Source organism: Microvirga sp. 17 mud 1-3 (assembly GCF_003151255.1).
Classification (GTDB): domain Bacteria; phylum Pseudomonadota; class Alphaproteobacteria; order Rhizobiales; family Beijerinckiaceae; genus Microvirga.
The window spans coordinates 3,167,532-3,191,913 of sequence record NZ_CP029481.1; the positions used below are offsets into that span (position 1 = coordinate 3,167,532).

The 24,382-nt window shown below is 65.7% G+C and carries 27 protein-coding genes; 10 read left to right on the plus strand and 17 right to left on the minus strand.

The features are described from left to right. Positions 1 to 99: 99 nt before the first annotated feature. The 7 genes from C4E04_RS14950 to C4E04_RS21655 form a co-directional block, all read right to left on the minus strand. Complete coding sequence (locus C4E04_RS14950) at positions 100 to 1,803, minus strand: ABC transporter substrate-binding protein (protein WP_245416331.1); 1,704 nt, start codon at positions 1,801 to 1,803, stop codon at positions 100 to 102. Between the two features lie 138 nt (positions 1,804 to 1,941). Further along, on the minus strand, positions 1,942 to 2,223 hold the full coding sequence (locus tag C4E04_RS14955; protein WP_109598553.1) for a DUF2160 domain-containing protein: 282 nt from the start codon (positions 2,221 to 2,223) through the stop codon (positions 1,942 to 1,944). A gap of 13 nt (positions 2,224 to 2,236) precedes the next feature. Continuing rightward, positions 2,237 to 3,013, minus strand: coding sequence for a carbohydrate ABC transporter permease (locus C4E04_RS14960; RefSeq protein ID WP_245416332.1), 777 nt, complete (start codon positions 3,011 to 3,013; stop codon positions 2,237 to 2,239). Positions 3,014 to 3,117: 104 nt separating this feature from the next. Further along, positions 3,118 to 4,014 (minus strand): carbohydrate ABC transporter permease, encoded by an 897-nt coding sequence (locus tag C4E04_RS14965; RefSeq protein ID WP_109598555.1) that lies wholly within the window; start codon positions 4,012 to 4,014, stop codon positions 3,118 to 3,120. After that, a complete protein-coding gene (locus C4E04_RS14970; RefSeq protein WP_109601174.1) occupies positions 4,011 to 5,111 on the minus strand; it encodes an ABC transporter ATP-binding protein in 1,101 nt (366 codons plus the stop codon). The genes C4E04_RS14965 and C4E04_RS14970 overlap by 4 nt, the downstream gene beginning before the upstream one ends. 10 nt (positions 5,112 to 5,121) lie before the next feature. Beyond that, on the minus strand, positions 5,122 to 6,210 hold the full coding sequence (locus C4E04_RS14975) for an ABC transporter ATP-binding protein (protein ID WP_109598557.1): 1,089 nt from the start codon (positions 6,208 to 6,210) through the stop codon (positions 5,122 to 5,124). A gap of 278 nt (positions 6,211 to 6,488) precedes the next feature. Continuing rightward, the gene (locus C4E04_RS21655; protein ID WP_109598559.1) at positions 6,489 to 7,898 is read right to left on the minus strand and encodes a M10 family metallopeptidase; all 1,410 of its coding nucleotides are present in this window, start codon (positions 7,896 to 7,898) and stop codon (positions 6,489 to 6,491) included. Between the two features lie 278 nt (positions 7,899 to 8,176). Here C4E04_RS21655 and C4E04_RS21755 point away from each other — a divergent pair, with 278 nt between their 5' ends. The 3 genes from C4E04_RS21755 (at position 8,177) to C4E04_RS14995 (ending at position 11,042) form a co-directional block, all read left to right on the plus strand. Beyond that, positions 8,177 to 9,664, plus strand: coding sequence for a DNA-3-methyladenine glycosylase 2 family protein (locus tag C4E04_RS21755; RefSeq protein WP_109598562.1), 1,488 nt, complete (start codon positions 8,177 to 8,179; stop codon positions 9,662 to 9,664). Positions 9,665 to 9,759: 95 nt separating this feature from the next. Beyond that, positions 9,760 to 10,578 (plus strand): isocitrate lyase/phosphoenolpyruvate mutase family protein, encoded by an 819-nt coding sequence (locus C4E04_RS14990; RefSeq protein WP_109598564.1) that lies wholly within the window; start codon positions 9,760 to 9,762, stop codon positions 10,576 to 10,578. Positions 10,579 to 10,733: 155 nt separating this feature from the next. After that, positions 10,734 to 11,042 carry a hypothetical protein gene (locus C4E04_RS14995; RefSeq protein ID WP_109598566.1) on the plus strand — a complete coding sequence of 103 codons (309 nt, stop codon included), beginning with the start codon at positions 10,734 to 10,736 and terminating at the stop codon, positions 11,040 to 11,042. 3 nt (positions 11,043 to 11,045) lie between these two features. Here the strand turns inward: C4E04_RS14995 and C4E04_RS15000 are convergent, their stop codons facing one another. From C4E04_RS15000 to C4E04_RS15010, 3 genes are all read right to left on the minus strand, one after another. Continuing rightward, complete coding sequence (locus C4E04_RS15000) at positions 11,046 to 11,573, minus strand: peptide deformylase (RefSeq protein WP_109598568.1); 528 nt, start codon at positions 11,571 to 11,573, stop codon at positions 11,046 to 11,048. Positions 11,574 to 11,649: 76 nt separating this feature from the next. Then, a complete protein-coding gene (locus tag C4E04_RS15005) occupies positions 11,650 to 12,954 on the minus strand; it encodes an NAD(P)/FAD-dependent oxidoreductase (RefSeq protein ID WP_109598570.1) in 1,305 nt (434 codons plus the stop codon). 96 nt (positions 12,955 to 13,050) lie between these two features. Further along, positions 13,051 to 13,290 (minus strand): DUF3297 family protein, encoded by a 240-nt coding sequence (locus C4E04_RS15010; RefSeq protein WP_109598572.1) that lies wholly within the window; start codon positions 13,288 to 13,290, stop codon positions 13,051 to 13,053. A 167-nt stretch (positions 13,291 to 13,457) separates the two neighbouring features. On the opposite strand from C4E04_RS15010, the gene C4E04_RS15015 reads away from it, so the two are divergent. The 3 genes from C4E04_RS15015 (at position 13,458) to C4E04_RS15025 (ending at position 16,600) form a co-directional block, all read left to right on the plus strand. Beyond that, the gene (locus C4E04_RS15015) at positions 13,458 to 13,901 is read left to right on the plus strand and encodes a MarR family winged helix-turn-helix transcriptional regulator (protein ID WP_109598574.1); all 444 of its coding nucleotides are present in this window, start codon (positions 13,458 to 13,460) and stop codon (positions 13,899 to 13,901) included. An 80-nt stretch (positions 13,902 to 13,981) separates the two neighbouring features. Beyond that, the gene (locus C4E04_RS15020; RefSeq protein WP_245416335.1) at positions 13,982 to 15,517 is read left to right on the plus strand and encodes an MFS transporter; all 1,536 of its coding nucleotides are present in this window, start codon (positions 13,982 to 13,984) and stop codon (positions 15,515 to 15,517) included. Positions 15,518 to 15,538: 21 nt separating this feature from the next. Beyond that, positions 15,539 to 16,600 (plus strand): HlyD family secretion protein, encoded by a 1,062-nt coding sequence (locus C4E04_RS15025; RefSeq protein ID WP_109598578.1) that lies wholly within the window; start codon positions 15,539 to 15,541, stop codon positions 16,598 to 16,600. A gap of 119 nt (positions 16,601 to 16,719) precedes the next feature. Here C4E04_RS15025 and C4E04_RS15030 read toward each other — a convergent pair whose 3' ends face one another. Next, complete coding sequence (locus C4E04_RS15030; RefSeq protein WP_109598580.1) at positions 16,720 to 16,929, minus strand: hypothetical protein; 210 nt, start codon at positions 16,927 to 16,929, stop codon at positions 16,720 to 16,722. Positions 16,930 to 16,994: 65 nt separating this feature from the next. Here C4E04_RS15030 and C4E04_RS15035 point away from each other — a divergent pair, with 65 nt between their 5' ends. After that, positions 16,995 to 17,444: a hypothetical protein gene (locus tag C4E04_RS15035; protein WP_109598582.1), complete on the plus strand. Its 450-nt coding sequence runs from the start codon at positions 16,995 to 16,997 to the stop codon at positions 17,442 to 17,444. 858 nt (positions 17,445 to 18,302) lie between these two features. Here the strand turns inward: C4E04_RS15035 and C4E04_RS15045 are convergent. Then, the gene (locus tag C4E04_RS15045; protein ID WP_109598586.1) at positions 18,303 to 18,716 is read right to left on the minus strand and encodes a VOC family protein; all 414 of its coding nucleotides are present in this window, start codon (positions 18,714 to 18,716) and stop codon (positions 18,303 to 18,305) included. A gap of 108 nt (positions 18,717 to 18,824) precedes the next feature. On the opposite strand from C4E04_RS15045, the gene C4E04_RS15050 reads away from it, so the two are divergent. Further along, complete coding sequence (locus tag C4E04_RS15050) at positions 18,825 to 19,526, plus strand: HAD family hydrolase (RefSeq protein ID WP_109598588.1); 702 nt, start codon at positions 18,825 to 18,827, stop codon at positions 19,524 to 19,526. Between the two features lie 27 nt (positions 19,527 to 19,553). Here the strand turns inward: C4E04_RS15050 and C4E04_RS15055 are convergent, their stop codons facing one another. From C4E04_RS15055 to C4E04_RS15065, 3 genes are all read right to left on the minus strand, one after another. Further along, positions 19,554 to 20,294: a 16S rRNA pseudouridine(516) synthase gene (locus C4E04_RS15055; protein ID WP_109598590.1), complete on the minus strand. Its 741-nt coding sequence runs from the start codon at positions 20,292 to 20,294 to the stop codon at positions 19,554 to 19,556. After that, positions 20,291 to 21,208 (minus strand): class I SAM-dependent methyltransferase, encoded by a 918-nt coding sequence (locus C4E04_RS15060; protein WP_109598592.1) that lies wholly within the window; start codon positions 21,206 to 21,208, stop codon positions 20,291 to 20,293. The genes C4E04_RS15055 and C4E04_RS15060 overlap by 4 nt, the downstream gene beginning before the upstream one ends. A gap of 84 nt (positions 21,209 to 21,292) precedes the next feature. After that, positions 21,293 to 21,625 carry a hypothetical protein gene (locus C4E04_RS15065; protein WP_109598595.1) on the minus strand — a complete coding sequence of 111 codons (333 nt, stop codon included), beginning with the start codon at positions 21,623 to 21,625 and terminating at the stop codon, positions 21,293 to 21,295. Between the two features lie 166 nt (positions 21,626 to 21,791). On the opposite strand from C4E04_RS15065, the gene C4E04_RS15070 reads away from it, so the two are divergent. Further along, on the plus strand, positions 21,792 to 22,103 hold the full coding sequence (locus tag C4E04_RS15070) for a hypothetical protein (protein ID WP_109598597.1): 312 nt from the start codon (positions 21,792 to 21,794) through the stop codon (positions 22,101 to 22,103). Between the two features lie 70 nt (positions 22,104 to 22,173). Here the strand turns inward: C4E04_RS15070 and C4E04_RS15075 are convergent, their stop codons facing one another. Next, on the minus strand, positions 22,174 to 22,617 hold the full coding sequence (locus tag C4E04_RS15075) for an Rrf2 family transcriptional regulator (RefSeq protein WP_109598599.1): 444 nt from the start codon (positions 22,615 to 22,617) through the stop codon (positions 22,174 to 22,176). An 80-nt stretch (positions 22,618 to 22,697) separates the two neighbouring features. On the opposite strand from C4E04_RS15075, the gene C4E04_RS15080 reads away from it, so the two are divergent. After that, complete coding sequence (locus C4E04_RS15080; protein ID WP_109598601.1) at positions 22,698 to 23,126, plus strand: group III truncated hemoglobin; 429 nt, start codon at positions 22,698 to 22,700, stop codon at positions 23,124 to 23,126. 4 nt (positions 23,127 to 23,130) lie between these two features. On the opposite strand, the gene C4E04_RS15085 is transcribed toward C4E04_RS15080, so the two are convergent. Further along, positions 23,131 to 24,309: an NAD(P)/FAD-dependent oxidoreductase gene (locus tag C4E04_RS15085; protein WP_109598603.1), complete on the minus strand. Its 1,179-nt coding sequence runs from the start codon at positions 24,307 to 24,309 to the stop codon at positions 23,131 to 23,133. Positions 24,310 to 24,382: the final 73 nt, after the last annotated feature.

Genomic DNA, 24,382 nt, shown 5'->3' on the forward strand with positions numbered 1-24,382 from the left:
TGCGGGCTTGTGAAGCCTGAAGCAGCGTTTGCCGGAACGGGCTCTTAAGCCGTTCCGGCAAACTTTGGTGCCGTGCCTTTAAGGCGCCTTCAGATCAGGCTAGCTGCGCTTCGGTGGCGAAGCGGGCCAGCTCTTGATCAGCGTGTCGTAATCCACCGTCTCGCCCTTCGGCTTCTCGTTCTCGAGCTTGCGCTGGGGTGCGATCTGGCCGGCGGCGGCCGCCTTCTTGAACCACTCCTCGGCCGAGGTCTTGGGGTTCAGCTTCGGTCCGCATTCGCCCTGCACGTTCGCCCGCTCCAGACGGCCGAGCACCTCGTCCTGCGCAGCCGCAAGCGCATCCATCGCTTGCTGCGGGGTCTTGGCGCCCGATGCCGCATCACCGATGTTCTGCCACCAGAGCTGCGCGAGCTTGGGGTAATCCGGCACGTTGTTGCCGGTCGGCGTCCACTGCACGCGGGCCGGCGAGCGATAGAACTCGATCAGGCCGCCGAGTTTGGGCGCGCGCTCCGTGAAGCTCTTGTCCCAGATATCGCTTTCGCGGATGAACGTGAGGCCCACATGGCTCTTCTTCAGCGAGACGCTCTTCGAGGTCACGAACTGGGCATAGAGCCAGGCGGCCTTGCGGCGCTCCACGGGCGTTGACTTGAGGAGCGTCCAGGAGCCGGCATCCTGGTAGCCGAGCTTCATGCCGTCCTTCCAGTAGGAGCCGTGGGGCGAAGGCGCCATGCGCCATTTCGGCGTGCCGTCCTCGTTCACCACCGGCAGGCCCGGCTTCACCATGTCGGCCGTGAAGGCGGTGTACCAGAAGATCTGCTGGGCGATGTTGCCCTGCGCCGGGACCGGGCCGGATTCCGAGAAGTTCATGCCGTTCGCCTGCGGCGGGGCATATTTCTTCATCCAGTCCAGGTACTTGACAATGGAGTAGACAGCCGCGGGCCCGTTGGTGTCGCCGCCGCGCTCGACAGAGGAGCCGACCGGACGGCAGCCCTCCATGCGGATGCCCCACTCGTCCACCGGCAGGCCGTTGGGGATCCCCTTGTCGCCATTGCCGGCCATGGAGAGCCAGGCGTCGGTGAAGCGCCAGCCGAGAGACGGGTCCTTCTTGCCGTAATCCATGTGGCCATAGACCTTGACGCCGTCGATCTCCTTCACGTCGTTGGTGAAGAATTCCGCGATGTCCTCATAGGCCGACCAGTTCACCGGCACGCCGAGATCGTAGCCGTACTTGGCCTTGAACTTCTCCTTCAGGTCCGGCCGCTGGAACCAGTCGTACCGGAACCAGTAGACGTTGGCGAATTGCTGGTCGGGCAATTGGTACATCTTGCCGTCCGGCGCCGTCGTGAAGGACTTGCCGATGAAGTCGTTCACGTCGAGCATCGGGTTGGTGACGTCCTTGCCGTCGCCCGCCATCCAGTCGTCGAGCGCAATGGCCTGCTTGTAGCGGAAATGGGTGCCGATGAGGTCGGAATCGTTCACCCAAGCGTCGTAGATGTTGCGTCCGGACTGCATCTGCGTCTGGATCTTCTCCACCACGTCACCTTCCTGGATGAGGTCGTGGTTCACCTTGATGCCGGTGATTTCCGTGAATGCCTTGGCGAGCGTGCGGGCCTCGTATTCATGGGTGGTGATCGTTTCGGAGACCACATTGATCTCCGTGCCGGCGAAGGGCTTCGCGGCATTGATGAACCACTCCATCTCCTTCATCTGCTCGTCCTTGGACAGGGTCGAGGGCTGGAACTCGCTGTCGACCCATTTCTTCGCCTCATCCATTCCGGCGAAGGCTGTGCCCGTTCCGAGCACCATCGCGACGGTGCTCGCCGTAACAAGAAGCCTGAAACGCGATCTTACGATCATTGGTTCTTCCTCCCGTGTCGGCCGGCCTCTCGGCCGGTCGGGTTGCTCTCCTCGGCGCAGCGCCGCAGAGATTCTGGGGCCCTGCCCTCACACGTAGCGGAACGCGCCCGCCGCGTAGACGAGGGAGAGGCCAAAGGCCCACCATAGATCGGGCCCGACGAGCCCGAGCCAGGCCAAATGGATGAAGGCGGCGCCCAAAAGGCTGATGAACAGCCGGTCGCCCCGTGTCGTGGGAATGCGCAGGATCCCGACCCGCTCTGTCTCCGAGCGATAGACGGCGAGAACCGTCATGACGAAGAGCAGGCTCGCGATCCCGACGAAGAACAGCGCCGTCTGCCAGGTCCAGGCCATCCAGGCGAAATCGGACATCGGACGCGCTCCCTTAGACCCGGCCCAGGGCAAAGCCCTTGGCGATGTAGTTGCGCACGAACCAGATCACGAGGGCGCCCGGCACGATGGTGAGCACGCCCGCCGCCGCGAGCAGCCCCCAATCCATGCCGGCCGCCGAGACCGTGCGGGTCATGGTGGCGGCGATGGGCTTCGCGTTCACCGAGGTCAGCGTACGCGCGAGCAGCAGCTCGACCCACGAGAACATGAAGCAGAAGAAGGCCGCGACGCCGATGCCGCTGGCGATCAGGGGCATGAAGATCTTCACGAAGAAGCGCGGGAACGAATAGCCGTCGATGGCGGCCGTCTCGTCGATCTCCCGCGGCACACCGGACATGAAGCCCTCCAGGATCCACACGGCCAGCGGGATATTGAACAGGCAATGGGCCAGGGCGACCGCCCAGGGCGTGTCGAACAGGCCGATGGCCGAATAGAGATTGAAGAAGGGCAGCGCGAAGACCGCAGGCGGCGCCATGCGGTTGGTGAGCAGCCAGAAGAAGAGATGCTTGTCGCCCAGGAAGCGGTAGCGCGAGAACGCATAGGCGGCCGGCAGCGCGACTGAGATGGACAGCACAGTGTTGATGATCACGTAGGTGAGCGAGTTGATGTAGCCCGAATACCAGCTCTCGTCCGTGAAGATCTTGATGTAGTTCTCGAAGGTCAGCTGTCGCGGCCAGAGCGTCAGGCCGCTTGTGATCTCCATGTTGGTCTTCAGGCTCATGTTCACGAGCCAGTAGATCGGCAGCATCAGGAACAAGAGATAGAGGGTCATCACGGCCGCTTTCCCGCCGATCCGCGGCCTGGCGACGGCGGGATGCGCCGCTGCCGCCCGCTCTATCTTCGCGGCCTTCGTCCGGCCCATGACGACCGTGTCCGTCATCCCTCGACCCTCTCGCGCTGCGCATCCACGTTGGTCATGACGGTGTAGAACACCCAGCAGATGGCCAGGATGATAAGGTTGTAGACGATCGACATGGCGGCCGCCTTGCCGAGATCGAACTGCCCGAGCGCCAGCTTCACCAGATCGATGGACAGGAACGTGGTGGCGTTGCCCGGCCCGCCGCCGGTGAGCACGAAGGGCTCCGTGTAGATCATGAACGAATCCATGAAGCGCAGCAGGACCGCGATGAGCAGGACACGGCGCATCTTGGGCAGCTGGATCGTGCGGAACACCGCCCAGCGTGAGGCGCCGTCGATGCGTGCCGCCTGATAATAGGCATCCGGGATGGATTTGAGGCCCGCATAGCAGAGGAGCGCCACGAGGCTCGTCCAGTGCCAGACGTCCATGACCACGATGGTGATCCAGGCATCGAGGGAGTGGCCCGTGTAGTTGTAGTCGATCCCGAGCCGGTTCACGGCCCAGCCGAGAAGGCCGATATCGCCGCGGGCGAAGACCTGCCAGATCGTGCCGACCACGTTCCACGGAATGAGGAGCGGCAGCGCCATCAGAACGAGGCAAAGCGCAACGCGCCACCCTTCCCGCGGCATGGACAACGCGACCAGGATCCCGAGTGGCACCTCGATCGCGAGGATGATCGCCGAGAACAGGAGCGTGCGCCAGAGCGCGCCAAAAAAGCGGCTGCCGAGATCGCGCGAGGGGTCGAGCAGGTCCTGATACCAGCCGACGCCGTTCCAGAAGAACTGGTTGTTGCCGAAGGTGTCCTGCACCGAATAATTCACCACCGTCATGAGCGGCAGCACGGCCGAGAAGGCGACGAGCGCGAAGACGGGCAGGACGAGGAACCAGGCTTTCTGGTTGAGGGTCTTCGTCATGCGGCGCCTCCCTCGGCCGGCTCACCCGCGACGAGGTGGCCGTCCGCGTAAATGTGGATATGGCGCGGATCGAGCGTGAGCGCGGCCTCGTCGCCCGTCACGGACACATCGTCCGGCACGCTTGCGGCGAGCGGACGCCCGGCCATCTCGACCCGGGCGATGCGGGCGCGGCCGATATCGTCGATGCGCCGCAGCCGCACCGGCAGGCCCGCACCCTTCGGCTGCAGCGAGACGAATTCGGGCCGGATGCCGAGCTCGATCCGTCCTGTTCGGGACAGGCCCGGATAGGCCCGCCGGAGGGCTACGGGCTCGTCGCCCACATAGGCGGTCGCGCCCTCGACCCGACACGGCAGGATGTTCATGCCCGGCGAGCCGATGAAATGGCCCACGAAGGTGTGAGCAGGCCGCTCGAAGAGCTCTTCCGGCGTTCCGGTCTGCACGACGGCGCCGTCATGCATGACGACGACCTTGTCGGCGAAGGTCAGGGCCTCCGTCTGGTCGTGCGTCACATAGATCATGGTGATGTCCAGCGCCCGGTGGATCTCCTTCAGGGTCGAGCGCAACTGCCACTTGAGATGCGGATCGATCACCGTCAGCGGCTCGTCGAAGAGGATCGCCGCCACATCGGGCCGCACGAGGCCGCGCCCCAGGGAGATCTTCTGCTTCATGTCGGCCGTGAGATTGCTGGCCTTGCGGTCGAGCACGCGGGTCAGGTCGAGAAGCCGTGCGATCTCGTCGACGCGGGCCGCGGTCATGTCCCGCGGAGCGCCGCGGTTTTTCAGCGGGAAGGCCAGGTTCTCGCGCACCGTCATGGTGTCGTAGACGACCGGGAACTGAAACACCTGCGCGATGTTGCGCGCTTCCGTCGGCAGGTCGGTCACATCCCGCTCGTCGAAGCGGATGCGGCCGCGCGTCGGGTGCACCAGCCCCGAGATGATGTTGAGCAAGGTCGTCTTGCCGCAGCCCGAGGGGCCGAGCAGCGCATAGGCACCGCCCTGCTCCCAGACATGGTCGATTTCCTTAAGGGCGTAGTCCTGAGGCCCGCGCGGATCCGGGCGGTAGGAGTGAGCGAGATGGTCGAGGGCGATGCGAGCCAAGGCGATCTCCTCACGCGGCCTGTTGCGCGGCATCCGCCGACGCGAGGCGCCCCGCTTCGTCGAACAGGAACAGGTGGCGCGGATCGAGATAGGCCGTGACCGACGCACCCGGATCAAGGCGCTTCACGCCCGGCACCAGTGCGACGAACCGATGGCGCCCGGCTTCCAGATGGATGAAGCTCTCCGACCCGGTGATCTCCACCACCGCAACGATCGCCGGAATGGGAACGGCATCGTCCGATACTCGCTCGAGCCCGAGATGGTGGGCGCGGAACCCGACCGTATACCTACCGTCGGGCACCTGCGCGAAGGCGCCCGTCGCGCGGATCTCTCCACCCGTATCCAGCGCCACGGCGCCTCCTGCCACCCGGGCGCCCAGCATGTTGAGCGGCGGATCGGAGAAGACCCGGGCCGTGATGAGATCCTGCGGGCGCCGATAAACCTGCGGCGTGGGGCCAAACTGCGTCACGCGGCCCTCGAAGAGGGTTGCGGTGTTGCCACCGAGGAGCAGGGCCTCGGAGGGTTCCGTGGTGGCGTAGACGAAGACCGCGCCCGACGCGGCGAAGACTCGCGGCAGCTCCTCCCGCAACTCCTCGCGCAGCTTGTAATCGAGATTGGCGAGGGGCTCGTCGAGCAGGACGAGATCGGCGCGCTTCACCAGGGCCCGGGCGATGGCGGTCCGCTGCTGCTGGCCGCCCGAGAGACTGAGCGGCTTGCGGTCGAGATAGGGCTCGAGCTTGAGGAGACGCGCGGCCTCCTGCACGCGGCTCTCGATTTCGCTCCTCGGAAGACCCGCCACCCGCAGGGGCGAGGCGATGTTCTCGTAGACCGAGAAGGACGGGTAATTGATGAATTGCTGATAGACCATCGCGACGCTGCGGCGCTGCACGGGCCAGCCCGTCACGTCCTTTCCGTCGACAATGACCCGGCCTTGCGTCGGCGCATCGAGGCCCGCCATCAGCCGCATGAGCGACGTCTTGCCGGCAAGCGTCGCTCCGAGGAGCACATTGAGGGAGCCGCGCTCCAGGGAGAGGGACACGTCCGCGACGTGTATCTGCGTGCCGACCGTTTTTCCGACCCTATCGAGAACGAGCGCCATGGCTCATGTCCCGCAGGCAAGGAGGAGCGATGCATCCCGACATCAACCGCGGCGGTGCCCGGGTTCCGAACTTGGAAAACCCGTCGTGTCCGACGTCGCGGAACCGTTTCTCCAAGCGCTTCCTCCCTGAAGCCCTCGCGCGATTCGGTCGTTTTTGTTCTTATTGTTACGGAAGCTTAAGTTGAGCGCACACGGAGCGCAAGGGGCTGGCGCAAGGGCCCGCCCCACCACGAAGGGTGGGCTGTCCCGGCCTGAAGCGCGACCGGAACAGCAATTTCTCACACGAGCAGGAAATCGCCGGCTGTCAGCTTGAGGCCCTTGTTCACCTGTGCGAACTGCACCGCCGCCGCGCGGCCAGTGCCGTCAGGATCGTAGGAGATGAGACCCGTCGAGGCGTCGTAGACGATACGGTCGGACCCGTCATGCGCCCGGGTCCCGGTCCAGAACTCCGCCGCAGGCAGGAAGCCCGCCGTTCCGGCTGCGCCGAAGATCGTGTGGTCGAGCATGATCGTGTCGTCTGCTGGGTTGAAGTCCGTGATCCGGTCCAGATTGGTGCTCCGGCTGAGCGGCGTGTCGAACCGGAACGCGTCCGCGCCGGCGCCGCCCGTGAGAATGTCGTTGCCGCTGCCCCCGATCAAAACGTCGTTGCCGTCGAGACCGCTGAGGCGGTCGCTGCCCGCGCCGCCTTTCAGGGTATTGGCGGCCGCATTGCCGGTCATCGTGTCGTTGCCCGCTCCGCCGATGGCGTTCTCGATCAGCGAGCGCGGGTCGCCCTCGTACAGCAGCGCATTCGCCACATTGCCCTGGGCCATGTGGCCGCTGCCGAGTTGCGCCAGCTGGGCCTTCGACAGGGTGGACCAGGCGCCGGGCCGCAGATCGACCGAAAGGCCGGTGGCGTAGTTGGAGAAGTCATAGGTGTCGGTGCCGCCGCCATCCCAGATCGTCAGAAAAATGCGGTTGGCGCCCGGTGCATCCTGCCCCTGCCCGTCCACGAAGGCCTGGCCCGTCGCCGGATCGAAGCGGTAGACCGTGTTGCCGTCATGGGTGGAGAAATTCGCGCCGTACATGTGTTGCAGGGCCGCGATGTCGTCCATCATCAGCGACTGGGCGTAGCCCCAGGTCTCGTTCTCCACATATTGCCCGGCCGCGCCCACATAGGAGCGGTAGGTCATCACCGAATATTCCATGGAATCGTGCGCATAGGGCAGCGCGCCGTAGCCGCCGGCCTCGTTGCCGTGCTTCAGCCCGAGCGAATGCCCGAGCTCGTGCAGCATGGTGTAGAAGCCGTAATTCCCGGGATCCGGCGCGTCGTACCAGCCCTTCGAGGTGCCGAACCAGGTATCGCCCGCCTCCTGATAATCGGCCGGCGTATAGGTCCAAGCGGAGGAAGGCATGGCCGACGAGGCAAGACGCAGGGTCGCGTGCGCCGTGGACGTCTCCTGCATTTCGGTGAAGGTCACATCCGCAACGGCCGCAATTGCGCCGAGAACCGCATGAGCAGCGGCGATCTGCTGAGCATTAAGTGGCGCGAAGCCGTCCTGCGGCTCGCCCTGGCCGTAGCCGGAGCCGTAATAGGAGGCCTTTGTCGGAAAACTGTAGGTGAGGTTCTGGGTGTTCCACATCTGCCCTGAGAGCAGGGCGTCGATATCCTGGTTGCCGGTGCGCTGGACCGAAATTGTGCCCGTCATTGCTGTTCCTTTTGGCCGGTCTTGTCCGAAAAGCCTAAGGGAACGCCTCCGGCAGGCCATGTCTCTTTAGGGGTAGTGCCGCGGCTAAATGACTGCGCCGTTTGAGAATTTTCGCCCAATTCTGGATGTCGTGAAAAGATCGGGACCATAGGCCCAGGGACAGGCAGGAAATCCTCAGAACCGGGCGAAGGCCGCGATTGACCGATTCGGGACCCAGGCCGGGCGTTCACGTCCGAAAACCGCGAGCGTCCCGGCCGCCATGGTGGCAGGATGACCACATGACGAATCTTGACCCCGCCGCCTGCTACAGAGCCCTGCAATCCCGCGACCGGCGCTTCGACGGGCGCCTCTTCGTGGGTGTCACGTCCACGGGGATCTATTGCCGCCCCATCTGCCCGGCGAGCACGGCCAAGTTCGAGAATTGCCGGTTCTATCCCTCGGCAGCCGCCGCCCAGGAGGCGGGCTTTCGCCCCTGCCTGCGCTGCCGGCCCGAGACTGCGCCCGATCTCGGGTCCTGGCGCGGCACCTCGAATACGGTCTCGCGGGGGCTCGCCCTCATCGCGGAAGGTGCCCTCGACGGCGAGGAGGCGAGCGTCGAGGCGCTGGCCTCGCGGCTTGGCATCGGTGAGCGCCAGCTGCGCCGCCTCTTCCAGGAACATCTGGGCGTCTCGCCCCTCGCGGTCGCGCAGACCCGGCGCATTCTCTTCGCCAAGCAGCTAATCCACGACACACGCCTGCCCATGTCCGAGATCGCGCTGGCCGCGGGCTTCGGCAGCGTGCGCCGTTTCAACGAGACCTTCCAGGCGCTCTACCGCCGGCCGCCGAGCGCGATCCGCAAGCGCAGTGTGAACGCGCTGCCCGAAGGATCAGCCGCGACCACGGGCGTGACCGTCCGGCTGCGCTACCGGGCCCCTTACGACTGGGACGCCATGCTGGCCTTCCTCAAGGCTCGTGCCATCGACGGGGTGGAACGGGTCGAGGGGGGCGTCTATCGCAGGACGGTCCTGCACGAGGGCATGACCGGCACGGTGGCAGTGTCCCATCTGGCCGAGAAGGAGAGCCTGGAGGCGGTCATCCGCTTCCCCGGCGTCCAGGCCCTGCCGTCCATCGTGGCGCGCGTGCGGCGCGTCTTCGATCTCGGCGCCGACGTGATGACCGTAACGAGCCACCTGGCGCAGGATCCGCAGCTCGCCCCTCTCGTCACCGCGCGGCCGGGCCTGCGCGTCCCGGGCGGCTGGGACGGGTTCGAGGTCGCCATGCGGGCGATCCTCGGCCAACAGGTTTCCGTTGAGGCAGGCCGACAGCTCGGCAGCAGGCTCACGCGGATCTGCGGCACGCCGTTTCCGGAAAGCCAGGCCCAGAACGACGACCTCACCCTCGCATTCCCGACCGCCGCCCAGGTGTTGGCTGCGGATATCAGCTCCCTCGGCATGCCCAACGCCCGCAAAGCCGCCCTGAAGGCGGTAGCGGAGGCCGCGGTGGCGGAGCCGGACCTGTTCCGGCCGCTCGGCACCGTGGAGGAGACGGTCGCGCGGCTCAGCGCCATCCGCGGCATCGGCGAATGGACGGCCCATTACATCGCCCTGCGGGCCGTGCGGGAGCCGGATGCCTTTCCGGCCAGCGATATCGGCCTGCTGCGCGGCGCTGCCGGGCGGGACGGCGCCCGCCCCTCCCCGGCGGAGCTGCAGAAGCGCGCCGAGGCTTGGCGCCCCTGGCGCGCCTATGCGGCGCAGCACCTCTGGGCGGCCGACGAGAAGAGCGCCTGATCACCCTCTTCCGATCCGTATCGGGAATCGGATTCCATTTGCCACGGCCAAGCCATGGCCCGCCATTTTCACTCCTTCACGACCGGAGACTTGCCATGCCCGCACGGCCCGACGCCGCAACCGCCTTTCATCGCCTGCACCAGGGCCCCGAGCTTCTGATCCTTGCCAATGCCTGGGATGCCGGCACCGCGCGCCTGATGGAGAGCCTGGGCAGCCGGGCCATAGCGACGACGAGCGCCGGCGTCGCCTGGGCCCACGGCTATGCGGATGGGGACACGTTGCCGGTCGATCTCCTCGTGGGAACGGTGGCGGCCATCGCCCGCACTGTCGCGATCCCGGTCACCACCGACATGGAAGGCGGCTATTCCGATCGGCCGGAGGAAGTCGGCGAGCTCGCTGCGCGCCTCATCGATGCGGGTGCAAGCGGCATCAATATCGAGGACGGATCGGCTTCGCCCGACCTGCTTTGCGCCAAGATCGAGGCAATCCGGCAGGTTGCAGAGAGGACCGGCGTCAACCTCTTCATCAATGCGCGGACCGACGTCTTCCTGCGCGGTCTCGCCCCGCAGGAGGCGCGCGTGGACGAGACGCTCACCCGCGCCAGCCGCTACCGCGATGCCGGTGCGAGCGGAATCTTCGTTCCGGCCGCGACGGCGCCGGACGACATCCGCCGCATCGCGACCGGCACCGACCTGCCGCTCAATGTGATGGCCCGTCCCGGTTTGCCCGCAGCCGCGGAATTGGCTCGGCTCGGGGCACGTCGTCTCAGCGCCGGTTCCGCGCTGTCCGAAGCGCTGCTGAACCGGCTCTCGGATCTCGCGAAGGCTTTCCTCGAGGCGGGAGATTCCGACCTCATCTGCAGTGCGGCCGGTTCCTACGGAAGCCTTAACGCCCTCATGAAAAAGCGCGCCTGACAGGGGTTCTGCCCGAGGGCTGACGAGGGGACCAGCGCATTTCCCATGGAACCGGGCGCATCCGGTTCGCATTCAGAATGGGTTCACGGGCGAACCCCAAGAATCGCACCCGTGACCGCTCGAATCGTGCTGGTCGACCCTGTGGAGAGAGCTCTATGTCGAAACGCGTTGCCCTGGCCTGCCTGGCGCTCGTCGGCGCCCTGATCGCCGGCACTCCCGCAGGTGCTCAGCCTTACTATGGCGATGATTACTACGGCCCTCCGCCCGGCCCGCGCTATGCGCCACGCTACCGCGACATGGACGAATATCCGCCGCCGCGCAGAGCCCGGGGTCCACGCGGGCAGTGGGATTGCAATTCGAGTCGATGCATCAACATGGCGACGGGCGAATTGTGGGAATCGACCTGCAACTACCGTGGCTGCTTCCCGCTCCGTCCTGCCCGGCAGCGAGGCTACGGCTGGTAGGCTCTAAGCCGAGGAGTGAGCCGGCGCCGCGTTTCTGTGCCGGCTCAGCTTGCCGTACCGCTTGATCGCCCGGTCGCGCCTGAGCCGTGACAACCGGTCGAGCCAGAAGATCCCGTCGAGCTGGTCGATCTCGTGCTGCAGGCACACGGCCAGGAAGCCTTCTGCCTCCTCCTCCCGCGCTTGGCCTTGAAGGTCCTGGAATGCGACCCGCACCCGCGCGGGCCGTTCGATCTCGTCGGTCACGCCCGGCATGGAGACGCTGCCTTCCATGTGCCGGATTCTATCCTCAGAAACCTCAAGGATGCGCGGATTGGCATAGATCCTCGGTTCCGCATCGCCCTTGAGCGCAATGACCACCAGCCTCAAGGGAATGCCTACATGCGGGGCCGTGATGCCGACGCCCGGCGCCGCACGCATCGTGTCCACCAGATCACCTGCCAGATCGCCTAGGGCGGCATCGAATGTCGTCACCGGTTCGGCCGGGATGCGCAGGCGGGGATCCGGATAATAGACAAGGGGCCTGACCGCCAAGGATCGTCTCCATCGCAAGGGAGTGCGAGCTTTGGGCGACATCGGCGCTGTACGCAAGCGCCTCGGGATGAGAGCGTCAGGAGCGCTGCAGAGACCGGGCGACTTCCGCGGCCGCCCGCTCGCCTTCAAGGAAGGCGCCGCCCACCGTCATGGCGCCGCCACCGGCGCTCGCCTCGCCGGCCAACCAGATCCGCTCCGCGATCGGCATCCGCAGCGCCTGACGCGCCGCGAGATGGCCGGGCTTCGCGATGGAATAGGAGCCGTGGGCATAAGGGTCGTTCCACCACCCGGTGAGGCGCCCGCCCCTGACGGCGCCGCGAATGCGGCCGCCGACCATGGTGGCAAGGCGCTCGACCGCGTAATCCGTCGCGGCCTGCTCCCCTGCGGCGCAGAGCTCGCGAGCATAATCTCCGCCGAGATAAGCGAGGGCGATGTCCTGCCCGTCGGGCCAGAACTCGAAACTCATGGCCTCCCCGTCCGCCCGGATATCGGTGAGGTCCGTCGCCTCGACGGCGCCGAACTGCGCCCGGTCGACATGCAGGGCGATCTTGGTGAGCGCTCCCATATGGAGCCCTGACAGCGCAGTTGCGGTTTCGTCCGGCAGGCCCGGCACGAAACGCAAAGCTCCGGCCTGAAGCACGCCTACGGGCACCGTGACGATAACGGCCCGGGCCGTCAAAGCACCATGCGGTGTCTGTGCCGCGGCGCGCCCATGGTCCAGGTGCAGCGCCGTCACCGGCACGTTCAGGCGCACCGGAACGTCCGCCCCGTAGAGCGCCACCAGCGCGCCGTAGCCGCCGGAGGGAATGAGGTCATCACCGCTCCAGAGCTGGTCGTAATCCTGCACGGAGACACGACCCGGCTCCTCGCCGAGGGCGAAGAGCGTAATGCCCCCGGCCGCCGCAGCGAGCTCAGGCGCCCTTCCCTGCACGGTGTCGGCGAACGAGGCATCGACGGATCCCGTTGCTTCCAGCAGGTTTTCCAGGTCCCGATAGGCAGCACGGCGCCTCCGGCGCTCGGTCTCGGGCAAGGGCACCCCGTCGTGGAAGACCCGGAAGCCTCCGCCTGTGGCCTCCACGTCGAGGGACACGTTCAGATCCTGCGCGATCTGGCGCCAGGGGTTGCGCTCAGCCCAATGGATGTAATGGGCGCCCGCATCGAAGAACGGGCCAAGGGTCCGATCCGTATAGGCCCGCCCGCCGATCCGGCTGCGGGCCTCGAGAACCGTGACGGACAATTGGGCCCGGCGCAGGGCCTTGGCGGCTGCAAGCCCAGCCGCGCCCGCGCCGACCACCAGGACATCCGTATCCGCAGCCAAGGCCCGCCGCACGAAGGGGAGCGAGACGGCGCCGGCGAGAAGACTGCGACGGGTAACATGCATGGGGCCGCGCCTTTATCGGGACGATGTGCGGAACATCTCCGTCCGATGACGGAACGCCCTCACTCTAGGCCCGATTGGCGCGAATTTAGGGCGTTCTCACACGTCCCGGAAATAGGGCTCCACGGGCCCCTTGAGCTTGATCGTCAGCGGGTTGCCGTGACGATCCCTGCTGTTGCCCGCAGCAACGCGGATCCAGCCCTCGCTGACGCAGTATTCCTCCACATTGGTCTTCTCGACGCCCTTGAAGCGGATGCCGATACCCCGCTCCAGGATCGCGGCATCGTAATAGGGGCTGTCAGGGTTGTTGGAGAGGCGATCGGGAGGGGTCTCGGTCATGGCAGGGGCCTTCTTGCGCGTTTCTTTTGCCCATAGCGCCTTACGGCCGTTTCTCCAACTCCCCCGCGAATCCTGCAGGGCACCCCTGCAATCCGCTTCTCTTGCTTGGTCCCGACGACGCCTTTATATAGCGGACATATTATTAGCAACCTATCAATGTGCCTCCTATGGAAACCTCCCGTGCGGATACCCGCGTCACGTTCATCGATGAGCTCACGAAGGTCAGCCGCAAGCTGCGCACGGCCTTCGACGCCCAGGTGAAGGCCCGGGAGCTGACCATGGCGCGCGCCCGCACGCTGCTGCGCCTGCTCCGGCACGACGGCATCACTCAGACGGAGCTCGCATTCGAGCTTGAGATCGAGGGTCCGACCCTGGTCCGTCTCCTCGACCATCTCGAGACCCAGCGGTTGATCGAACGTCGGCCGGTGGAGGGGGACCGTCGCGCAAAACGGGTCGCCCTGACCAAGGAGGGCCGGGCTCAGGCAGGCCTCGTCAGCGGCCTCGCGGATGACATACGGGAAACCGTTCTGACCGATGTGGCGGAGGATGACCTGCAGACGGCGATCCGGGTCTTCCGTGCCATGTCCCGCAACATCGAGGCGATCGCATGAGCGACGCCGACGAGACGAAGGCAGCGCCACCGGCGCCGCCGCCCTTCGTCCCGAAGCCTCCGTTTCTCGCCGCCGGCTACATGCTGGCCGGAGCGCTGCTTGCGCTCACGCAGGGGCTCGGCATGAACCTCGTGTCGGCGAACCTCCTGCAGATCCAGGGATCCCTCGGGGCGACAACCAACGAGGCCACTTGGCTGATGGCGGCCTACATGGCGCCCAATGTCAGCCTCTCGCTGCTGCTCATCAAGATCCGGGCGCAATACGGCCTGCGCAACTTCGCGGAACTCTCCATCGTGGGTTTCGTGCTGGTGTCGCTCATGCATCTTTTCGTGAACGACCTTCAATCCGCCGTCGTCGTGCGCTTCTTCAGCGGGATCGCGGCCTCGCCCATGTCGTCGCTAGGCTTTCTCTACACGCTCGAATCGTTCCCGCCTCAGAAGAAGATGAATGTCGGCCTGTGCCTTGCGCTGACGAACATCGCGCTCGCCATGCCGATCGCGCGGCTCGTCTCGCCCTTCCTTCTGGAATTCGGCCAGTGGCATGGGCTCTATCTCATGGAAATCGCGCTGGCGCTCATGAGCTTCGCGGCCGTGTACCTCCTGCCGCTTACGCCGCCGCCGCGCGCCAAGGTGATCGAGCGCCTCGACGTTATCAGCTACCTGCTGCTGGCCGTGGGCTTCGGCTCGCTCGCCATCGTGCTCACCCTCGGGCGTCTCTACTGGTGGTTCGAGGCGCCGTGGATCGGCGTTCTGCTGGCGGCCGCCATCGCGTCGCTGACCGCCATGGCGACGATCGAGCTCAACCGGAAGAACCCGCTGATCGACGTGCGCTGGCTTACCAGCCGGGAGGTGCTTCACTTCACCGGCGCCCTGCTCGTATTTCGCATCGTGCTGGCAGAACAATCGAGCGGCGCGTTCAGCTTCTTCCAGGTGCTTGGCCTGCAGAACGAGCAGCTCGCCAACCTCGCCTGGATCATCCTGGCCGCGAGCATCGCCGGAGGGGTGATTTGCGCCGTGCTGATGAAGCCTGGGCGGGAGCCGCATATCCATGCGCTCTCCTTATGCCTCATCGCCCTCGGAGCCTACTGGGACAGCCTGGCCACGAACCTTACGCGGCCAGCAGAGATGTATGCGAGCCAGGCGATGATCGCCTTTGCGAGCGCTCTCTTTCTACCGCCTGCCCTCGCCGGAGGCATGATGTCCGCCCTGAAAAAGGGGCCGAACTACATCCTGAGCTTCATCGTGGTGTTCCTGCTCACGCAGAGCCTCGGCGGACTCTTCGGTTCGGCCGTGTTCGGCACCTTCGTGACCTGGCGCGAGAAGGTGCATTCCCACGCCCTCGTGCAGCACATCACCCTCCTCGACCCGCTGGTGGCCCAGCGCACGAGCCAGCTCGGCGGTGCCTATGCGCGCGTCCTCACCGACTCGGCCCTGCGCAACGCGGAGGGTCTCGCGCTCCTAAGCCAGCAGGCGACCCGCGAAGCGAACGTGCTGGCCTACAACGACGCCTTTCTTCTCGTCGCGGTCATCGCAGCCTTCGCGCTCATGGCCCTTCTCGCTCACGTGGCCTTCACGGCCATCGCGTCCCGCATCGCCCCTCAACCTGCCACAACCTGACGAAACGCCTGTCCGACCCTCATGACACGTCATCTCCGCTCCACCGCCACCCTCATCGCCGTCGCGCTCGGAATCGCCGGGATTGCCCTGGTCCTTTACGCTTGGCGCCTCCCGCCCTTTGGAAGCACCATCGAGACCACGGACAATGCCTATATCCGCGGCCAGGTGACCCTCATCAGCCCGCAACTGGCAGGATACGTTGCCGAAGTGGCCGTTCAGGACTTCCAGTCCGTCAAGGCAGGCCAGGTGCTCGTGCGCCTCGACAGCCGCATCTATGAGCAGAAACTGAAGCAGGCGCAGGCGACCCTTGCGGTCCAGAAGGCGACGCTTGCCAATTCGGAGCAGAAGCGCCGCTCGGACGAGGCGCGGATCGGAGCCGGCGAGGCGCAGGTGAACGGCGCCAAGGCGGCGCTGGCGACCGCGCAGGCCAACTGGAGCCGAGTCGAACCCCTGCTCAAACGGGGCGTGACGACCCAGAGCCAGGCGGATCAGAGCAAGTCGGCCCTCGAACAGGCGAAGGCCGCCCTGAGCCAGGCGGAATCGTCCCTGGAAGTGGCGCGGCAGGACCTCGCCGCAACGCTCGTCAACCGCCAGTCCCTCGAAGCCGCCGTGCAGAACGCCCAAGCAGCCGTGCGCCTGGCCGAGATCGACCTGCAGAACACAACGATCAGGGCGCCGCAGGACGGGCGCCTGAGCGAGGTCGGAGCCCGCCTCGGGCAATATGTGACCGCCGGCAGCCAGCTAATGGCCGTGGTCCCGGAGCGGGTCTGGGTAATCGCCAATTTCAAGGAGACTCAGCTCGCCGCCATGCAAATCGGCCAGCCCGTGACCTTCACGGTCGATGCCCTGGAGCATGCGAGCCTGCACGGCCATGTGGAGCGCTTCTCGCCGGCTGCGGGGTCAGAGTTCAGCGTCCTCAAGCCCGACAATGCCACCGGCAACTTCACCAAGGTGGCGCAGCGGTTGCCCGTGCGCGTCGCCATCGATCCGGGACAGGAGCTCGCCGAGCGGCTCGCGCCCGGCATGTCCGTGGTGGTGAGCATCGACACGGCCGCGCCGACCACGACCGATATGAAAAGCTGAACCGCGAGTGCTGCTCACAGGGACGGCCCCTTACAGGCGCGCCCTCGGCCAGTCCGAGCGGGATTGAAAAGCAAGAGGCTTTCAAGACGTTGGATGCGCGCCGGCTCTCTCTTCGGCCGTTATCGGAGAATCTCCACAACGGCGCTGAGCTGGTGCTCATAAGCCATCCGGCTGTACGCTTCTCCGGTACTCTTGATCTGGTAACGGGGTGCGCCCTCGCCGGAAGGCAATTGCTTGATGACGACGAACGCACCGCTCCAGCTTGGACCAAGGAAGCGCTTGTCGACGAACATGACAGGCTGACCGCAGACAAAGCGATGATTGGACATGAAGATTCCTTCGCTAGCCGGCCGGACAGGCAGGCGGGGATCAATGGACGAATAAGACAACGAACATGCCGAAGGAGAACATCAGAGCCAGCGTGCCGAACGCAATCCAGCTTCTCTGGTTTTCTGTGAGCGCGAAAACAGGCCTAGACATGGGCTCCCCCTGCCGCCAGGCGATCACGCCGCGGCGAAGAGCGATCATCGAGCAGTGGAAGATTAAGGTTGGCCGCGCTCATTTCGGGCGCATCATCGCCATTCCTACCCAGGAGCCGCCTAAACGCGTGAATCGGCTGCGGTGTCCGGCACAGCTCGTGCTCCCCGGCGAGCCGCTCATGGGCACGATAACTGGAGCCAATCAAGTATTGCGGTTCGACAGAATTGGATTTGACGACAGCCATAACGACATAGGGGGCTCTCCAGGGGTGCCCGGAAAGACGTCGCTCGTTGTAAAGAACGGTTTCTCCGACCGCATAGCGAGGGATCTGCATGGTGCGTTCCTTCAGGATCAGCTCGTGTAGGCCGCCATGCACGAACGAACGGGACACCTTTGCGGTCGGTGTTAGCTCAGGACCGATAACTTACGTTCCGGCGGACACACTCTCCTTGGAGAGGTCCCTGCAGGAGCCTCGGCACCGAAGTTCCAGGATCGATTTTCCGAACCTGGTCTGAATACCATATAGGGCTCAGGATAATATTTACATGGGCAAATCCGAAATAAAATGCAGTTTATCGGTTTTTCTACCTTAATTCTTCTGAGAGGCGTAAACTTGAATACAATTTCGCTCCTTGAGCCATCAATATTCGCCCGATGGACCTCGCTCAAGGATGCATAGCGTCCGGGTCGTTTCCGGGCCATGGGAACGACCAGGCCAAAGGTTCTGGAGGCCGCTATGAACGATGAGAACGTGGCGCTTTCGATTATCGTCAACGCCATTCAGCTCGAGACGCAGCATTCGTCGAGCCGAGACGGTTCTGAAGCAGGAGGGTATGGCCTCGATCTGGACGCCACACAAAGGATCGCAAGAACGATCCTAACGGCTCTCGCCGAACAGGGATTTCAAGTGACGCGGGCGCCATCCGAGCCCCGATAAATCTCGGCCGGCCAGAACAGCTCCTGGGTTCATTCTGACAGAGGAAGCGGTCCCATGAAGGCAAAGACACTCCCAAACCCAACGGACCCTAAGCAGGAAGACGCCCTGCGGCGATGGGACAGCGAGGGGGAGCCCCTCCATCGGGGGACCGGTCGCACCGGCAGCCTGGCAAGTCCCGGAAGGCAGACAAGTTAGCGAGAGAGAAGAGACAGGTCCATTAGTGTTGACCTTTGGGCCTTTCCGCTCAGCGTTCTCGCAACCTGAAGCATGGTCCCGGTGAAGCTCTCAATAGGTCGGCCAGAGGCCGGGCGTCGCGAGCTCCAGGAGATGTCCGTCAGGGTCGCGGAAGTAGATGCTGCGGCCGCCTCGCGGCCAGTCCGTGCGGCCCTCGATGGCGACGCCCTTCCCGGCGAGGCGATCCTCCCAGGCTGCGAGGTCCTCCGCCGAAACGGCGAGCGCGATGTGCTGGGGCCCGCTTCCGTCATGGGGCGGGATGGTGCCTCCCGGCATCGTGACGGTCTCGAGCGTAGCGCCCCGCCGGAACAGGAGGAGGACACTGCGCCCGGCGACATCGAGGGCGCAGAGGCGCTGATCAGCGAAGATGGGCTTCAGGTCGAGCACCGTCTCGTAGAAGGCCTGTGCCCGGGGCACGTCGTCCACATAGAGGGCCGTCTCCAGAACTCCGTTCAGCTTCGGCATTCCGCCAATCCTTTCCATGCGGCTGCGGCCCGCAGGCTGCGGCCTTTCCAGGGCAGAATTCTAGCCCTAGATTCCGCCCCCCGAAAACCGACCTGTACGATCCGGCCCATGGCACCTCCCCTCTCGACCATCGGCTTCGATGCCGACGATACGCTCTGGCAGAACGAGCATTTCTACCGGCTCACGGAAGAGCACTTCACGTCCCTATTGGCCGAGCATGGGGAACGGGAGGTCCTGTCGAGCCGCCTCCTCGAGGCCGAGCGGCGCAATCTCGGGCTCTACGGCTACGGCATCAAGGGCTTCACCCTCTCGATGATCGAGACCGCCATCGAGATCACGGAAGGGCGCGTGCCCGTGGCCGTGATCGAGCGCATCCTGGCGGCCGGCCGGGAGATGCTGAACCACCCCGTGGAAACCCTGCCCCATGCCCGCGAGGCCCTGGAGCGCCTGGCGGGGCGCTACCGCATCGTGCTCATCACCAAGGGTGACCTGTTCGACCAGGAGCGGAAGCTCGCCCAGTCGGGACTGGGGGATCTGTTCGACGCCGTGGAGATCGTCAGCGAAAAGTCCCCCGCGACCTACGAGCGCCTCTTCGCCCGGCACGGCGACGGGCCGGAGCACAGCATGATGGTGGGGAATTCCCTCAAATCCGACATCGTTCCGGCCATCGCGGCGGGGAGCTGGGGCGTCTATGTTCCCCATGCGCTGACCTGGGCGCTGGAGCACGCGGAAGAGCCGGTCTCGGCGGCACGCTTCAGGCGCCTTGCCCATCTGGGCGAGCTGGTCGATCTCGTCGAGGCGATCGGCTGACGCCTCGGGCGCGGATCCTGAGCGCCTTCAGCGGGGCGGCAGGACCTGCGCGATCTCGGCCTCGCCCATGATGCGGTATTCCCCCGGCGCGATATCGTCCGGCAGGGTGAGGCCGCCCATGCGGTCCCGGTGCAGGGCGACCACATGGTTGCCGACCGCTGCGAACATCCGGCGCACCTGATGGTAGCGTCCTTCCGTGATGGTCACGAGGGCCTCCGTCGGCGAGAGCACCTCCAGTTCGGCCGGCAGGAGCGGCTTGTCCTCGTTGTCGAGCATCAGCGTCCCTGAGGAGAAGATTGCGGCCTCGTCGCCCCGCAGGGGACGGTCGAGGGTGACGCGATAGCGCTTGGAGACGTTGCTGCGCGGCGAGATGATGCGGTGGAGCAGGGTGCCGTCGTCGGTCATCAGCAGCAGGCCCGACGTTTCCTTGTCCAGGCGGCCGACCGTGGAGAGCGCCGGGTCGCGGCGGCGCCAGCGGGGCGGCAGCAGACCATAGACCAGGGGTCCCGCCTCCTTGTGCGAGCAGGTGACGCCGAGCGGCTTGTTCAGCATCAGCAAGAGGCCGGGCGGCGGGTCGAGAGGTTCGTCGTCCACCTGCATCCGCTCCGGCAGATCGCGCGTGACGGCGATGCGCTGATCCGGCTCCTCGATGATGGCGCCGTCAAGGGTTACGGCCCCTGCGTCCACGAGTTGCTGCACCTCCCGCCTTGAGCCATAGCCCAGATTGGCGAGCAGCCGGTCGAGCCTGAGGGTGGCAGCCTTGCTCATGCGTGGGCCTCGTAGATCTTGTAGAGGCCGGTCTCGGCCTTCAGGGCGATGCGCCGGAACAGGGGCTTCATCACGGCCTCGTAGGGAAGATGGCGGTTGGCGACGAGCCAGCACGCGCCGCCGGGACGCAGGGCCTCGGCCGCACGGCGGATGAAGCTCTGCCCAAGGGCGCGGTCCTCCGCGCCGCCATCGTGGAAGGGCGGGTTCATGACCACGAAATCGAGCCCGGTCTCGCCCGCGCCGGAGGCACGCACATCGGCCCAGCGCGCCTTTGCACGCGGATCCGCCACGTTGCGGCGGGCCGCCTCGACGGCACGGCGGTCGATATCGACCAGCGTCAGCGCCTTGACCTCAGGCGAGCGGAGGATGGCCCGCGCGAGGATGCCGAGGCCGCAGCCGAGATCCGCGCCGCGGCCCGAGAAAGCCGGGAGGTGCTCCAGAAGCAGGGCGCTGCCGGGATCGACCCGATCCCAGCTGAAGATGCCTGGCTGCGTCCACAGGCCGAGATCCTCGTTGAACCGCATCCCGCCCGCAGTGACCGCCTCCTCGATGCCGGAGAGCTCAGCCGGACGGGCCACGGTGCAGATCCGGTAGTGCCGCCTTGGCTCTTCGGCGACCATGCAGCCGAAGCCCACAAGCTCCTTGCGCAGCCGCGATCCGCCCTTGTCCTTTGGGGCCAGCACCGTCAGCCGCCCTTCAGGCGCGAGCGCCCTCAAACCGAGGGCAAGGGTATAGCGCCGTTCCAGGGTTCCGGGCGGGGCGAGCATCGTGAGGCTCTTAAGCCCGCCCTCGGCACAATCCTCAAGCGCCTGAGCGCCGGGCTCGAGCGGCGAGAACGGAATGGCTCCCTCCGGCACGGCCGCCAGCTCGTCCGGAGGAGCGCCGTACACGCCATCGGGTTTCGTCTCGTCCAAAGCTTAGGTCACCCCTGCTGATCTCCCGGGCTCCTATAGCGGTGCCGGCCCGGCGGCGCGACCCTTTTCGTCCCGGAACGAGGCTCAGCTCGTCGTCTCGGTGCAGCGGTGCCAAGTCTGGACGGGACGCTCCGGCCCGAAGCGGATCTGCACCACGGTCTCGCTCAACAGGCGCATGGACACTTCCTGTCCCCCGTCGGGCTCGCTCTGCGGAGCCGTATAGAGGAAGGAATGGCGCGTATAGGCGCCCTGCATCCGCGTTCCGCCCGGCGTGACGATGGCGGGGCCGGCGATGGACAGGTGGCGCCCGTCATCGCTGCACCATTCCCCGTCGATGGCGTCCGCAAGGGCCGGGGTCGCGCCGATACAGGCTGCGAGCGCAACAGCCGGCCAGAGGATTCGTCCCTGTCGCATCATGACGGTCTCCCTCCTTCGCCGGGCATGATCCGCCTCTCCGACCTGCTCCGTCAATCGTGACAGATACCCGAGCCGCGGCCCTGCAACTCCCGGGCCTAGCACGGCGTTTTATCTTTGCCGGACGGATGTCCCGCTCCGACGATCATTCAGACCGAGGAGGTCCCAAATGCGCTACCTGTTCGTCAGCACGATCGCGGCCGCCCTGGCTTTGGGCACCGGAGCCATGGCGCAGACACCCGTCCCGAATGCCAGCGGCTCGCAGACCACGAACCCGGCGACCTATGGGGCAACCGCCATGCAGCCTCAGGCGCAGCAGCACATGACCAAGCAGCCGATGAAGAAGCGGCATGCGACGCGCAAGCACCATGCCCCGACGACCACCGGCAGCGTGCACCGCACACCGGTTCCGAATGCCAGCGGATCGCAGGTGACGGCCCCTGACACTTATCGGGCCAATGCCTATCAGAACCGCCGTTAAACCTCTGCGCGGTCCGGTCCGGATAGGCTGAACTGTCCGGACCAACGGGGGCCACAGAGGGTAAGAAGATTCAGGCGGCGGCCGAGATGCCGAGCCGCTCCTTGATCATGGGCCGATGCTGGATAAGGTCGGCGAGCGTGACCTTTTCGAGCTCGGCCAGGAAGGCGTCGAGCGCCCGCGACAGGGCCCCGGTCAGGCGGCAGGCGCCGCTGAGGACGCATTCGGAGGGCCCGTCTCCGAGACAACTGACGAGGCGCATGTCGTCCTCGAGCGAGCGAACCACGGTTCCGATACGGATCTCGGCAGGACTTTGAGCAAGCCGGAGCCCCCCTGCCCGGCCCCGGACGCTGCGCACGAGGCCAAGGCCGACAAGGGTCTGGGCCACCTTCATCAGGTGGTTCTTCGAGACCCGGTGACGCCGGGCGAGCTCCTCGATAGTGACGAGCCGGTCGTTAAGAACGGCCAGGCTCATCAGCATGCGAAGAGCATAATCGGTATGCGCTGTCAGCTTCATGGGACCCTCAAAGAGGTATTGAAAATACCTGTTTTGGCGCATACACAAAAGGTGCCCCGAGGAACCTTTTGCACCCGTTCATGACCCCCCGCCCCATCCCTCTCACCGAACCCAAAGCCTCGATTACCGAGGATCTGATCCGCGAGCTGGTGAACACCTTCTACAGCCGTGTCCTGGAGGACGGGACGCTGGGGCCGATCTTCCGGAAGGCCCTGGAATCCCGATGGGACGAGCACCTCGACATCATGGTGGATTTCTGGTCCTCCGTCAGCCTGGGCACCGGGCGCTACGGGGGCAAGCCCCATGTGGCCCATCGCAGCCTCGGCCTGATCGAGGAACATTTTCACCTCTGGCTCGCCCTGTTCGAATCCACGGCCCGGGAGGTCTGCCCCGCCGATGCGGCGGCGTTCTTCATCGACCGGGCGCACCGGATCGCCGACAGTCTCCAGATCGGTCTCAATATCGGCCCCAAGGCCCTCCGCCTGCCGAATGCACCTGCCGGCGCGTAAGGCTTTACACGGCCTGTCCGGCGCACCAGCCCGAGGACCAGGCCCACTGGAAATTGTAGCCGCCGAGCCAGCCGGTCACGTCCACCACTTCGCCGATGAAGTACAGGCCGGGTACCGCCTTCGCCTCCATGGTCCGGGAATCCAGCGCACGGGTATCGACCCCGCCGAGCGTCACCTCGGCCGTGCGATAGCCCTCCGAGCCCGCGGGCTTGAAGCGCCAGCGGTTCACGGCCTCGTCGATCCGGCGCAGCACCTTGTCCGAGAGGTCCGCGAGATTGCCGCTCACCCGCTCGGTCTCGGCTATCAGCTGCGCCAGACGCTTCGGCAGGAACTGTGAAAGCGCCGTCTGCAAAGCCTGACGCCCATTCTGCGCCCTGGCGGCGCGCAGTTCTTCGAACAAATTGGTCCCTGGCAGCATCGCGACCACAATCTCGTCGCCCTCCCGCCAATAGGACGAGATCTGCAGGATGGCGGGCCCGCTCAGGCCCCGATGGGTGAACAGCATCGCCTCGGAGAATTGCGTCTTGCCGCAGGAGACGACCGCATCCACAGACACGCCCGCAAGCGGCTTCAGCCGTTCGAGCAGGCCGGGCTCCAGGGTCAGGGGCACGAGAGCCGGACGGGTCTCGGTGACCGGGATGTCGAACTGCCGCGCAAGATCGTAGCCGAAGCCGGTTGCGCCCATCTTGGGGATCGACTTGCCGCCTGAGGCCACCACCAGGGAGCGGCAGCGGACTGCCCCGTTCGTCAGCCGCAGGTGAAATCCCTCCTCGTCCCGTACCGTCTCCTCGACAGCGGTCCCGAGCCGCAGGACAGCGCCATGGCGCTTCATCTCGGCCAGGAGGAGATCGACGATCTGGCGCGAGGAGCCGTCGCAGAAGAGCTGGCCTAAGGTCTTCTCGTGATAGGCGATGCCGTAGCGCTCCACGAGGCCAATGAAATCGTGCTGCGTGTAGCGCCTGAGAGCCGAAATGCAGAAGCTCGGATTCTGCGACAGGTAGTTCCGCGGTGCTGCGTGGAGATTGGTGAAATTGCAACGCCCGCCGCCCGAGATGCGGATTTTTTCGCCCGGAGCGTCCGCCTGGTCGAGGACGAGCACCGAGCGCCCGCGCCTGCCTGCCTCGGCGGCGCACATCATGCCCGCCGCACCGGCGCCGATCACCACCACATCGAATTGCTCCACGACCCGCCGTTCTCCTTTCGGACGGCGTTCCACCCATGGAGGACGCCCGTTTCAGGCGCCGTTGGTACGCGAT

What these genes read in the sequence shown, in the direction of transcription:
- C4E04_RS14950 (WP_245416331.1), bottom strand. Translation starts at nt 1,803, where the DNA reads ATGGTGCTCGGAACGGGCACAGCCTTCGCCGGAATGGATGAGGCGAAG.
- C4E04_RS14955 (WP_109598553.1), bottom strand. Translation starts at nt 2,223, where the DNA reads ATGTCCGATTTCGCCTGGATGGCCTGGACCTGGCAGACGGCGCTGTTC.
- C4E04_RS14960 (WP_245416332.1), bottom strand. Translation starts at nt 3,013, where the DNA reads ATGACCCTCTATCTCTTGTTCCTGATGCTGCCGATCTACTGGCTCGTG.
- C4E04_RS14965 (WP_109598555.1), bottom strand. Translation starts at nt 4,014, where the DNA reads ATGACGAAGACCCTCAACCAGAAAGCCTGGTTCCTCGTCCTGCCCGTC.
- C4E04_RS14975 (WP_109598557.1), bottom strand. Translation starts at nt 6,210, where the DNA reads ATGGCGCTCGTTCTCGATAGGGTCGGAAAAACGGTCGGCACGCAGATA.
- C4E04_RS21655 (WP_109598559.1), bottom strand. Translation starts at nt 7,898, where the DNA reads ATGACGGGCACAATTTCGGTCCAGCGCACCGGCAACCAGGATATCGAC.
- C4E04_RS21755 (WP_109598562.1), top strand. Translation starts at nt 8,177, where the DNA reads ATGACGAATCTTGACCCCGCCGCCTGCTACAGAGCCCTGCAATCCCGC.
- C4E04_RS14990 (WP_109598564.1), top strand. Translation starts at nt 9,760, where the DNA reads ATGCCCGCACGGCCCGACGCCGCAACCGCCTTTCATCGCCTGCACCAG.
- C4E04_RS14995 (WP_109598566.1), top strand. Translation starts at nt 10,734, where the DNA reads ATGTCGAAACGCGTTGCCCTGGCCTGCCTGGCGCTCGTCGGCGCCCTG.
- C4E04_RS15005 (WP_109598570.1), bottom strand. Translation starts at nt 12,954, where the DNA reads ATGCATGTTACCCGTCGCAGTCTTCTCGCCGGCGCCGTCTCGCTCCCC.
- C4E04_RS15010 (WP_109598572.1), bottom strand. Translation starts at nt 13,290, where the DNA reads ATGACCGAGACCCCTCCCGATCGCCTCTCCAACAACCCTGACAGCCCC.
- C4E04_RS15015 (WP_109598574.1), top strand. Translation starts at nt 13,458, where the DNA reads ATGGAAACCTCCCGTGCGGATACCCGCGTCACGTTCATCGATGAGCTC.
- C4E04_RS15020 (WP_245416335.1), top strand. Translation starts at nt 13,982, where the DNA reads ATGCTGGCCGGAGCGCTGCTTGCGCTCACGCAGGGGCTCGGCATGAAC.
- C4E04_RS15025 (WP_109598578.1), top strand. Translation starts at nt 15,539, where the DNA reads ATGACACGTCATCTCCGCTCCACCGCCACCCTCATCGCCGTCGCGCTC.
- C4E04_RS15030 (WP_109598580.1), bottom strand. Translation starts at nt 16,929, where the DNA reads ATGTCCAATCATCGCTTTGTCTGCGGTCAGCCTGTCATGTTCGTCGAC.
- C4E04_RS15035 (WP_109598582.1), top strand. Translation starts at nt 16,995, where the DNA reads ATGCCGAAGGAGAACATCAGAGCCAGCGTGCCGAACGCAATCCAGCTT.
- C4E04_RS15045 (WP_109598586.1), bottom strand. Translation starts at nt 18,716, where the DNA reads ATGCCGAAGCTGAACGGAGTTCTGGAGACGGCCCTCTATGTGGACGAC.
- C4E04_RS15050 (WP_109598588.1), top strand. Translation starts at nt 18,825, where the DNA reads ATGGCACCTCCCCTCTCGACCATCGGCTTCGATGCCGACGATACGCTC.
- C4E04_RS15055 (WP_109598590.1), bottom strand. Translation starts at nt 20,294, where the DNA reads ATGAGCAAGGCTGCCACCCTCAGGCTCGACCGGCTGCTCGCCAATCTG.
- C4E04_RS15065 (WP_109598595.1), bottom strand. Translation starts at nt 21,625, where the DNA reads ATGATGCGACAGGGACGAATCCTCTGGCCGGCTGTTGCGCTCGCAGCC.
- C4E04_RS15070 (WP_109598597.1), top strand. Translation starts at nt 21,792, where the DNA reads ATGCGCTACCTGTTCGTCAGCACGATCGCGGCCGCCCTGGCTTTGGGC.
- C4E04_RS15075 (WP_109598599.1), bottom strand. Translation starts at nt 22,617, where the DNA reads ATGAAGCTGACAGCGCATACCGATTATGCTCTTCGCATGCTGATGAGC.
- C4E04_RS15080 (WP_109598601.1), top strand. Translation starts at nt 22,698, where the DNA reads ATGACCCCCCGCCCCATCCCTCTCACCGAACCCAAAGCCTCGATTACC.